8 protein-coding genes and 1 tRNA gene are annotated in these 12,207 nt (G+C 29.5%); 8 read left to right on the top strand and 1 reads right to left on the bottom strand.

Translation table 11 applies throughout. The features are described from left to right. Window positions 1–35: 35 nt before the first annotated feature. A tRNA-Arg gene (locus ECH_RS03030) sits at window positions 36–112 on the bottom strand. Window positions 113–721: 609 nt separating this feature from the next. Here ECH_RS03030 and truB point away from each other — a divergent pair. From truB to ECH_RS02990, 8 genes are all read left to right on the top strand, one after another. Further along, window positions 722–1,612 (top strand): tRNA pseudouridine(55) synthase TruB, encoded by an 891-nt coding sequence (gene truB / locus ECH_RS03025; RefSeq protein ID WP_006010431.1) that lies wholly within the window; start codon window positions 722–724, stop codon window positions 1,610–1,612. 18 nt (window positions 1,613–1,630) lie between these two features. Beyond that, on the top strand, window positions 1,631–1,912 hold the full coding sequence (gene rpsO, locus ECH_RS03020; RefSeq protein ID WP_006010429.1) for a 30S ribosomal protein S15: 282 nt from the start codon (window positions 1,631–1,633) through the stop codon (window positions 1,910–1,912). A gap of 30 nt (window positions 1,913–1,942) precedes the next feature. Continuing rightward, entirely contained in the window at window positions 1,943–4,333 is a 2,391-nt protein-coding gene (pnp, locus tag ECH_RS03015) for a polyribonucleotide nucleotidyltransferase (protein ID WP_011452780.1), read from the top strand. 26 nt (window positions 4,334–4,359) lie between these two features. Beyond that, on the top strand, window positions 4,360–5,154 hold the full coding sequence (locus ECH_RS03010; protein ID WP_011452779.1) for a methyltransferase domain-containing protein: 795 nt from the start codon (window positions 4,360–4,362) through the stop codon (window positions 5,152–5,154). Between the two features lie 29 nt (window positions 5,155–5,183). Next, window positions 5,184–6,980, top strand: coding sequence for a translation elongation factor 4 (gene lepA, locus ECH_RS03005; protein WP_006010419.1), 1,797 nt, complete (start codon window positions 5,184–5,186; stop codon window positions 6,978–6,980). A gap of 839 nt (window positions 6,981–7,819) precedes the next feature. Continuing rightward, window positions 7,820–8,392, top strand: coding sequence for a hypothetical protein (locus ECH_RS03000; protein WP_006010417.1), 573 nt, complete (start codon window positions 7,820–7,822; stop codon window positions 8,390–8,392). Window positions 8,393–8,607: 215 nt separating this feature from the next. Next, the gene (locus ECH_RS02995) at window positions 8,608–9,156 is read left to right on the top strand and encodes a hypothetical protein (protein WP_006010416.1); all 549 of its coding nucleotides are present in this window, start codon (window positions 8,608–8,610) and stop codon (window positions 9,154–9,156) included. Window positions 9,157–9,913: 757 nt separating this feature from the next. Next, window positions 9,914–12,103 carry a hypothetical protein gene (locus ECH_RS02990; RefSeq protein ID WP_143485404.1) on the top strand — a complete coding sequence of 730 codons (2,190 nt, stop codon included), beginning with the start codon at window positions 9,914–9,916 and terminating at the stop codon, window positions 12,101–12,103. The last annotated feature ends 104 nt before the right edge of the window (window positions 12,104–12,207 follow it).

Here is a 12,207-nt window from a genome sequence, read left to right as displayed (position 1 = left end):
CACACATTATTATAATTGCAAAAGATGTAAAAAACTGGTGCACCCTGAGCGATTCGAACGCCCGACCTTTTGATCCGTAGTCAAAAACTCTATCCAGCTGAGCTAAGGGTGCTATTGGTATAGCTATATAATTTAATTCAAGATCTGTAAATAAATTTTTGATAGTAGATATAATTATAATTCATTAATAAGTGAAATTTATTGCTGTATAAATGATTTATATTTATGGTTGATATTATTTTATATAATCAATATAAAAATTAATATCCTTAGATAACCTACTGATATTTCCTTATTAATTATATAAAGGAATGTTTATGTATAACTGGGTTATTTGAATATAATGAAGTTACCGTTGGCATATTGTTAATATGAAATTTTACAAATATTAAGTAATCTTTGTAAGAGTTATATTTTGATATATGATAACACTGTAATGATTTCTTTTAATTGACTGTAATTGCTTATTATTCTAAATTAATTTATGCAAACTTAAGCTGTATTAATATAATATGATTATTACACTTGTGATATGCGTATGTATTATCAATTAAGTGTAGTAATGTTTAAAATGAAAAAAGAAACTCAATAACTTGATTTTCTATAATATTATTTATAACATTTAGATGTTTTGGTTTTTATTATTTAATGGTAACTATGTAATTTTAATGCCTATATAATGTTTCCGTAGGTTATTAAGTTGATTTGAATTTTTAATTGTATGTATGGTTGGATAAACCTAGATAAGCCATGTGGTATAAGTTCTGCTTCTGCAGTTAATCTAGTTAAAAAAATTTTAAATGTCAAAAAAGTTGGTCATGCAGGTACATTAGATCCTTTAGCTTCTGGTGTGTTGCCCATTGCTATTGGTGAAGCTACAAAAGTTATGCCTTATGCTGTTGATGTTGTGAAATCTTATTTGTTTACAGTGCAATGGGGTGAGCAAAGAACAACTGATGATATAGAAGGAAAGATAGTAGCAAAAAGTGATATAGTACCTAGTTCAGAAGATATTAAAAAAGCTATTCCAAATTTTATTGGATTGTTAAGACAAGTACCTCCTAATTTTTCAGCAGTACATGTGAATGGAGTAAGAGCTTTTAAATTGGCGAGAAATGGTCAAGATGTAAGTTTAACTTCTAGAGATGTTAACGTGTTAAAATTGAAATTATTGTCTGCTGATCAAGAGAATAACAAAGCAGATTTTTATTTATTATGTAAGAAAGGCGTATATGTTCGTTCTATAGCAAGGGATTTAGGAATAGAGTTAGGATGTTTGGGGTATGTTAGAAAATTACAGAGAGTTAGGGTAGGTTGTTTTAGGAAGAAAAATGCCATTACTTTGGAAATGTTAAAGATGTTATATAATAATAGTAGAAAATGTAGTTATTTGTTACCTTTATGGTATGTTTTGCAGGATATGAAACATCTTAATGATGTGTTTTCTGATATTCAGATAAAAAAGATTAAAAATGGTCAAAATATTGAGTTAAATAACTTGTATGTAGTAAGGAATTGTGGTATCTGTTATGTTAGTACGGGTAATGTGCCAGTGGCAATCTGTAGTATAGTTAATAGTGTTGTAAGGCCAGTACGTATTTTTAATGTTTAAAGATTTGGTATTTTAGTTATGTCAATTACACGTGAAAGAAAGTCTGAATTAATAAGTGAATATTGCCTTAAAAAAGATGATACTGGTTCTTCTTTTGTACAATGTGCAATCTTATCAGAGAGAATACGTAATTTGACTGAGCATTTAAAAGTTCATAAAAAAGATTTCCATTGTAGACGTGGTTTAATGGTATTGGTTTGTAGAAGACGTAATGTATTGCAGTATGTTAGGAAGAAATATGGGGATAGTGAATATTTAGCATTGATAAAACGATTAGGTATCAGGGATATTTTTCACTGATTTAATTTATAGAAAAGTAGGAAATAATGTATGTTTAATTTGATAAGAAGATCTGCAGAATGGGGAGGGAAAACCTTAGTTTTAGAGAGTGGAAAGATAGCAAGACAAGCTAGTGGTGCCGTTATGGTTAGTTATGCCGGTACTACAGTTTTGGCAACAGTAGTAACAGGTAAAACTAAGGAACCGGTAGATTTTCTACCATTAACTGTACAGTTTGTTGCGAAGAGTTATGCTGTTGGTAAGATTCCTGGTGGTTTTTTGAAGAGAGAAGGTAAACCATCTGATAGGGAGACGTTGATTTCTCGTTTAATTGATAGGAGTATAAGACCTTTATTTCCTGCTGGATTTTATGATGAGATTAGTATAGTGTGTAATTTGCTTTCATATGATACTGTAACACCTCCAGAGGTTACAGCATTAGTTGGAGCAACTGCAGCTTTATCTATATCTGGTGTTCCTTTTAATGGTTTGGTTGTTGGTGCAAGGGTTGGCTATTTACCATCTGAAGGTAAGTATTTATTAAATGCATCTGCTGATGAGATGCTCTGTAGTTCTTTAGATTTATTTTTATCAGGTAATGAAGATTCTGTTTTGATGGTTGAATCCGAGGCATCTGAGTTATCTGAATCTCAGATGTTAGGTGCAATAACTTTTGGGCATCAACATTGTCAAGAGGTTATTAATTTAATTAAAGAATTTAGTCATGAAAGTGGTCAAACACCTATTGACTTCATACCCCATGATATTAGTTCACTTGTGAGTGATATAGAGTCCTCTTATAAAGAGGATTTTAGTTTAGCATACTCTAACACTATAAAGAAAGAAAGGGTATTAAAATTGGAGGAATTGAGGGGTAAAGTATTGTCTGAAGTGGCAGATAAATATAGTGCTGGTGATGTGGAGTGTAGTGATCAAGATATAGTTACTGCATTAAAAACCTTTGAAAGATCGTTAGTGAGATCCAAAATTATTGATACCTCTTCTAGAATAGATGGCCGTGCATTTGATGAGATACGTGATATAGAAATTGAAGTGGATGTATTGCCTAAAGCGCATGGTTCTGCTTTATTTACTCGAGGGAACACGCAAGCATTGGTTGTTACTGCATTAGGTACACCTCAAGATGAGCAGATAGTTGATGATTTAGATGGTGATAGAAGAGAAAATTTTTTGTTACATTATAATTTTCCTCCGTATGCAGTTGGTGAGTCTGCAGCTTTACGTGCTCCTGGTAGAAGAGAAATAGGTCATGGTAAGCTTGCGTGGAGGGCAATTCGTTATGTATTACCTGAAAAGTCAGATTTTCCATATACTATTAGAGTAGTTTCTGAAATTACAGAGTCAGATGGTTCTTCTTCAATGGCTACAGTTTGTGGTGCGTCTTTGGCTTTAATGGATACAGGTGTGCCAATTAAATCTCCTGTTGCTGGAATTGCAATGGGGCTCATTAAAGAAGATGATAGGTTTATAATACTTTCAGATATATTGGGTGATGAAGATCATCTTGGTGATATGGATTTTAAAGTAGCTGGTACTGCTGAAGGTGTTACTGCTTTACAAATGGATATGAAAATATCGGGTATTGACATTGATATAATTGAAAAAGCATTACTTCAAGCTAAAGATGGTAGAATGCATATTTTAAGTAAAATGAATGCAGTGATACAAGAATCTCGCAATCGTATAAAAAATCATGCTCCTAGGATAGAATCTATTTTTATAAATAAGGATAAGATTCGTAATGTAATAGGAAGTGGAGGAAAAAATATACGTGATATATGTGAAAAAACAGGTGCGAAAATTGAAATAATCCAAGATGGCACTGTTATGATATATGCTGTTAACAATGAGGCAGTAGAATATGCTAAAAGCATGATAATGGATATTGTAACTGAACCAGAGATAGGTAAGGTTTTTGAAGGTACTGTTGTTGAAATTATGAAGTTTGGAGCTTTTGTCAGCTTCTTGGGTGGTAAGAAAGGATTAGTACATATTAGTGAAATAAGGAATGAACATATTAGTTCAGTAGGTAGTGTTATTTCTTTGAATGATAAAGTAAAAGTGTTAGTAATTGGTATAGATCGTGAACATATCCAATTATCTATGCGCAGAGTAGATCAGGAAAGTGGAGAACCTATAGATGGTGAGCTTTATAATATAAGGAAAAATAGTTTTTCTGATGATTCATGTGGTAGTACTGGTGGTAGTAGTTTTAAGGAGAGCTATAACCCAAATAGTAGACATGGTAGTCATGAAAAAAAACGTAGTGGTGGTAGTAGTAGATCATCACGTCGTAACAGTAATGGACCTAACTATTATAGAGAAGATTTACCATCGTCAAACGGATTTGGGAATAATAATCGCTCATTCAGTAATAGTAGAAATGGTCATGATGTTCCTAGGAAGCCTAGGTTTTTTTAATTTAGATTGCTACGTAGAAGATCTCTATGCTTATTTTTGATCGTGCCCTTGTAAGGTTTTATAGGGATAGGCTATCTTGTAATAAGGATAATGACTTTATATTTTCTGCAATTAGTGATATTTTATTAGATAAGATTGCTTTGTTTTCGGTTGCTACAGGATTGGCTTTAAATCTTGGTGTTAGGACTAACTCTTTTGTTGAAAATTTATTACATAAAAAGCTAATATCTTCTAAGGAACAAGTAGTTCAATGTGATTTATCATATTGTGTGTTATATAATGTGAATGGCGGGTATAAGATAGTAGCCGATGAAGAGGCATTACCATTCCGTAATAATGTTTTTGATCTTGTTATTAGCAATGTATCATTGCATAATGTTAATAATTTATTTAGTGTACTATTAAATATATATAATATCATAAAAAGCAAGGGAGTTTTTCTTGCTGCATTATTTGGTAGTAAAACTCTTTATGAATTGAAACATTCGATTATCAGGGCTGAGATGGATTTTGGTATTGCACCTAGAGTTTTGCCGTTCATTAATGTTCAAGATATTATTTCTTTATTACAGAAAATTAGATATTCTGATATTGTAGTAGATGTTAATACTATTGTGGTAAAGTATAGTGATATATATACTTTGTTTAGGGATTTAAAAAATATGGGTGAAGGAAATGTGTTACGTGTTAGAAATAAATATCCTTTAACTAGAACTGTTATTACAAAGATTTTTGAGAATTATAAACAATATTTTTCAGTAGATAAAATTAGTATTCCTGCTACTTTTGAGATTATTACTTTGAAGGGAAGTAAAGTGTAAAGGTTATAAAGGTGTGAGGATAAATTGAAATGGATGAAAGTCATATAAGAAATTTTGCTATAATAGCTCATATTGATCATGGTAAGTCTACGTTAGCTGATCGGTTAATAGAAGAATGTAATGGTTTGGATGAACGGGAGATGAAGGATCAAGTACTTGATTCCATGGATATTGAAAGAGAACGTGGTATTACAATTAAAGCACAAACTGTTAGATTAGCATATAAAGCTAAAGATGGACAAACTTATTACTTAAATTTAATGGATACACCAGGACATGTGGATTTTTCATATGAGGTAAGTAGAAGTTTGGCTGCTTGTGAGGGATCATTACTTATTGTAGATAGTAGTCAGGGAGTTGAAGCACAAACTTTAGCAAATGTATATAAGGCTATAGATAGTAATCATGAGATTATCCCAGTGCTAAATAAGATAGATTTAGCATCTTCAGATCCAGACAAAGTAAAGTTGCAAATAGAAGATATGATTGGTATTGACGCAAGTGAGTCACTACTTGTGTCAGCAAAGTCAGGTATTGGTATACAAGATGTATTAGAAGCTATTGTTTCTAGATTACCAGCTCCATCTGGGAAATCAGAGAATCCGTTAAAAGCTATACTAGTTGATACTTGGTATGATACATATCTTGGTATAGTAATTTTGTTGCGTATTAAAGATGGTGTTATAAGAAAGGGCATGAAAATTGTCATGATGTCAAATAATGCTGTGTATCAAGTTGATAATGTAGGTATTTTTACCCCGCATAAGAAAGTTGTGGATCAACTTTCAGTAGGTGAAATTGGATTTATTACTGCATCTATTAAAGAATTATCTGATTGTAAAGTGGGAGATACAATTACTGAAGAGCAGAGAAGATGTAGTGAACCACTTCCTGGATTTAGGACGATTCATCCTGTAGTGTTTTGTAGTATTTTTCCAAATGAAGCTGGAGAATTTGAAAGATTACGTGAAGCTTTGAAAAAGTTACAACTCAATGATGCAAGTTTTACTTTTGAAATTGAGGTTTCTAATGCGCTTGGATATGGATTCCGTTGTGGGTTTTTAGGAATGTTACATTTAGAAGTAATTCAAGAAAGGTTAGAAAGGGAATTTAATTTAGATTTGACTGCTACAGCTCCAGGGGTAATCTATCAAGTTACTACTAGAAGTGGTGATGTTCGTAAAGTTCATAATCCTCATGATTTTGGTGAATCGCAAGATATTGCTAATATTAAGGAGCCATGGATCTGTGCTACTATTATGGTACCTGATCAATATTTAGGTGTTATTATGTCATTATGTAATAATAAAAGAGGTGAAAAACTAGATTTGTCATATTCAGGTAATACAGCATTGTTAAAATATAGATTACCATTATCTGAAGTTGTGTTTGATTTTTATGATAGAATAAAGTCTATGTCTAAGGGTTATGCTAGTTTAGATTGGGAAATGGATGAATATTTGGATAGTGAAATTGCTAAATTAAGTATTCTAATAAATTCTGAACCAGTAGATGCTCTTGCATGTATTATTCATAAAAGTAAAGTGGAACAGAGAGGACGTGAAATATGTCTTAGGTTGAAAGATTTAATCCCAAGACAACAATATAAAATTGCAATACAAGCAGCAGTGGGAGGAAGAATTGTTGCTCGTGAAACTATTTCTCCGTATCGTAAAGATGTTACAGCAAAATTATATGGTGGAGATGTTACCAGAAGGATGAAATTATTAGAAAAACAGAAGAAAGGAAAGAAAAGATTGCGATCTATAGGGAATGTTAATGTTCCGCATAATGCGTTTATTCAAGCGTTAAAAATAATAGATTAGCTTTTTTATGTTGTTATAAAAATGTAATATTTTTGCTAAATACAATTATTAATTTTTTAATTTTAATTAATTAGTAGTATAGGTATTATAATTAAATATTGATATTTATTAAGTTTTTTATTTTTGATCTATAATGTATCTTTTGTATGCGAACAATCAGTTTTTAATATTTATTAATTAAGTTGTTATTAAATATTAATACTTAATATAATTTTTTAACCAAATAAAGATTATGTAGTTTATTTAAGAGTTTCTGTAACTTAGGATTTATTGTTTATATTATGGTAAAAGCATAGAGAATACTACTTCTACTAATTAAGTAAAATATTGTTGATAGAATCTTGTTAAGTAACATGTTGTTATAGAGATTGCTAAAACTAAACAAGAAAAGGCTTCATATACTATGATAGTATCAAAGTGGTAAAAGTAAAGATGTTAGGCAGTTGAATAATAATTTATCTAAGTGTTGTGAAGATTAGAAAAAGAAAAGTTTTACGTCGTAGATATGAGGCTAAACAAAAAAAAAACTGTTAATGCTGGAGCGTATATGGATGATAGTCAGATTATAGCTCAATTATCAAATAATATAAGTATATCTAAGTAATAAAATAAATTACTTGATAAAAAATAGTATGTTTGAATTATAGTTAAAATTTAATATATTAGTTATTATATTAAAATTATTTATAAAAATTAATATTTATTTTTTTATATATTTTAGTTAATATTAAGGTTAATCTTTATAATAGTTAATAAATAATTGAAAATCTTAAAGCATAATATAAAGGTTAAAATAATAAATCGTATATTAATTTTTTATTTATTTTAGGTTAATACTTATGGCAAAATATCATGATACAATAATAAATTGTAGTAGTTTAATAGCTATTGTTGGTGCAATAGTAGGACTGACATTGTGTTGTACAAGTAAGGTACGTCATGGTCAGGCTTATGTTGGTGTGTTTGTACTTATACTTATAGCTACACTTGCATTATTATGTGCAAATTATAAAAAAAGTATAAGTGAAAAGTATACTCAGTTAAATAATTATTTGACAAAGTTTTCATCAGAACCTAATTCTTCTCCTAATTATTATAATCCAGATACTGGTCTATCTACAGATTATTATTTTGATTCAAGTGTAAGACCTGTTGAAATGCCTAGGGATGAACAAGTGTATTTTTATTATGAAGAACCTCAATTTCATAGAGTATGTGGTATGACAACTTATTATGATGACGCTGTAGGTAATAGTGTTGGAATGAAGACTTTTTCTGGTATTAACGATGAAGTAGGCAAAACTAATATTGCTCAAGGCATAGCAGAGGAAAGTGTAGGGCAAATAGTTACTGATAGTGATGTTGAGGAAGTGACAACGTTAGAGAAAGAACAAAGCAAAGTTAGAAATTAGTGGTATTTAATGATATAAAATTTAACCTGTTGTATAATTTATTAGTTGTATTGTATGTGTTGATATAGTGATTTAAGTTGTTTTGTATACTTTATAATGATTTTTTTCTTTATAGGGATTTATGGTAGGGTAAGAAAATTATTAGAGCGTGTTTTTATTAATAAGTTAATTATATATTAAGAGATATTCATACGTGTTTGTAAAGGTGTTTTTGCATGGAAGTTAGTAGGATAGTAGTTCTTATATGCAATATAGCGGTAATAACTGCTTCAGTTGTAGGATTAGCATTAAGTTGTGTGAATATGCAACATCAAGATTTGAGTTGCGTTATGGCTTGTATGTTTGTATTCTTTTTATTGTATGGCTTAGTATTACTTTGTGCTAATTATCTGGGTGTAAAATTTGATAGAACTGTTAATATCTTATATAATAACACTATTGCTGATTGTACTGACCAACATAATAAGGAAGAAAGAAGTAGTGTGTTGTCAAATTTGAAAGAAACTTTTTTTCAAACGAGACATAGGCAAGCATATAGCTTTTCATATGCCATCGGTCAATCAGAAAGTGATAGTTCTGATATACAAGATCAGGACCTAAGTGATGGTGAGGATGTTCAATCTATTCAAGAAGTTTTATGTCAAGGTGATAGTGATGATGTTGAGTTTCCTATGGCTTCTTTTAATCGTGGTGTTAGTATGTACTTAGATTCTGCTGATGTGAATATGGGAATGGCAGAGAGATTCATTGAAAAGCATTCTTAATAATAAAAAATAGTTTTTCTAATGATTAATAGTGTTATTCATAAGTTTACAGTTTTGTAAGATCTTAGATGTAATCATCATAATAAACCAGTTTATAATAAACTGGCTTTTTATACTACTAAAAGTCAAATTGCTAGTATTGGATTATAAAAATAGATGGTGTTTTTAATGTATGTGGACATTCTGTATTTTATTATTTAAGAGATAACAAAAAGTTTATTTATTATTATATATATATATATATTTTTTTTTTTTTTTTTTGAAATATCCATTTATATTATTTTATAATTCTGAGTTTTACACATTGGATTTTCTGTTAATAAAATCTTAGATTTGTAACTTAGTACTTAATCTGAGTAAGTGATTGTTATAAGTTTATATGTAATAAATGATATTATTAGTTAAAAATATATATTTATTAATTAGTGATTTACTTAATTGATTACTGATGTTGTGTATTTTTGGAATTACGTAAGTTAAAACATCCATTTCTATTTATAATAATTATTATATTACAATATCCATAAAAGGTAAAAAATCATACATTTATTAGAAACAATTAATATATAGTTAAAAGATAATTAATGTATAGTAATTATTTTTATTTACTTTTAGTATAAAAGTTTTATTATATTAATATATTTTATTAATATATCAAGATATTCTTATGATGAATTTCCAGCGAAGTAAGGCTTTTACGGCTCTTAATATTATTGGCTTAATGTTTATATACTGTGCTTCTGTTGTATTATTGTATATGTACATTACGCGTAAAGTATCTATCAATCAGTTTATAGCGCTTTTATCATGTTGTTTAATATGTTCTATATTTTTACTTAAATCTGTATATAAGAGATTATTGACTCGTAAAGATGAGAATACACCTTTACCTGTAGAACCAGAGCCTATTATACTAAATAGGTACGTTCCTGAGTATAGTACAACTATTTTACCAGAGCATTATGCTGCAAATTATTCTATCCATCGTAATTTATGTTCTATATCCCAAAACCTTAAATTGCTTATATCTCAGCCATATGGTATTTCTGAGATGGAATCTTATCCTTGTAGAAACCATTATCTCAATGTTGTACATGGTAGTCGTGATGTTCTTCTTTTTCCAAAGTTTAGAGGGTATTTTGATTATATTTTAGATAAGTTAATATGTGCTGGCATGTTTGTTGAACATAATCCTGTTGATATTAGAAAGGTGAAAGATTTATTAGGAGAAGAGAATTTTACATTTGTTATATTAGCAGCACAATTAATTATTAGAAATGAAGCTTTGTATGCAACTTATTCTGAAAGTGCATATGATAAAATTGCCATGTTATATAATTTATCTATAGAGGAAGTACCATATCAGGAAAGACTAAATTCGGCTAATAAAATAATAAGATTACTAGGAAATAAAGTATATAGTTTTTCTAGTCAGGATGAACTATGTAAATTTTTATCAAATGTATTTCGTGAATACATGCATGACTGTGTATCCGAAATTGGTAATGAAAATGATTTTTACAGGATGGTTAATAATGATCAAAAGTTTAAATTATTACAAGAGATATTCTGTATGAGTTATTTTAAGTATTATTGTATATATGGACATAGATCACATGCTGTAGTTACGCAGGAAATAGATTTAGCTTCTAATATAATTGGACAATATGATGAGCCTAAGGCTGTGGATGATGAACCTATTATTGAACGTATCTGTAACATGAGAAAATCTGGTTTTGAGGTTGAGTTGATAGACAATTGTTGTAGTGTGCTGAATGTTCAGGAGATAATCTCTCAAATTTTTGAACAGACTGTCATTGAAAATAATAGACGAGTTTCTTCCTTTGAAACAGATAAAGTGACCAGATTATTAGGTACTATAGAGGATGTTATAGAAAAGGTTAAAGAAGTAACCCATTATGATGCAGTTGATGTTGTTAGTAGCGGTAGGGATTATTATAGATTGATGATTAATATGGCATATAGTGGTCCTCCTTATAATAGGATGTTTATTTCTAAAGAATTGAGTATGATTATGAATCAGGAAGAATGTCTTTTTAGTGTTTTTTCAAGTTTTTATGATTATGCTAGGATAGTAGATAAGGTTACTTGGAGTCTTGCTGATTTTGAAGAGTGTGAAGCAGAAGCAGCTAATAGATTTAAAGATGCGGAATATTATATTTTATATACAAGGTTAAAAGCTAAATTGGATGTAGGATTGTTTATTTTACATACTCGTCCTGATTTACCCATGACTCAGGATCAGATATTAAAGGTATGGTATAATGATGATGCATCTCAATTTGGTTTAGATAAACATATACTTAAGGATGTACTTAGAAATATAGTATGTTGCGCTAGAGTTGTGTGTTGTTTGCCTTATTTGTTGCATTCCTATCCTGAAAATATTGTTGATTATATTAGAATGTTGGCTCGTTTAGATATAGATATATATTGTACTGCTAATATGATAATATCTTATGATTCATATGATATATGTGTTTTTAAGGATCAGGATGAGTTCCAACAAATGATTAATTCATTTTTAATTTCTTATAATGAATACTACAAAGATTTAGATACGGGATTGGACAATTCTAGAGTTACTTTTGGGAGTTCTTTTGATATTGTGTTGGTGAGTTTAATGTATACTTCTCTTTATAATTCGTCCTTAGTAGAACAACATGTTATAGATGCTGCATGTAATAGAATGAAAAGTTTCAATTTTTGTTACCTGGAGAGAAATTATCGATCTTTAATGACAATAATTGCTGAAACAGTTAACTGTAGACATAATAGTATATATTGGCCATTGTGTGAGATGGATCTATCTAATAGTATTGATATGTCCCAAGAATCTAATGATGAGTCTATTGGTGAGAAATGGTATCAACATACGATTTTGCCTGTTTTAGGAAATAGTGCAATGACTCGTGGAAGCCATTAATTTATATAAATTATTCTTAATTTTTAATAAAAATATATAATTATGATATTATTAGGTCTGGTTTTATTGAAATATTTCAATTGAAGTTGTAGTGTTTTTTTATA

Source organism: Ehrlichia chaffeensis str. Arkansas, from assembly GCF_000013145.1.
Lineage (GTDB): Bacteria > Pseudomonadota > Alphaproteobacteria > Rickettsiales > Anaplasmataceae > Ehrlichia > Ehrlichia chaffeensis.
Note: the sequence above shows the minus strand (reverse complement) of the source record. Positions and strands in the feature narration are given on the sequence as shown.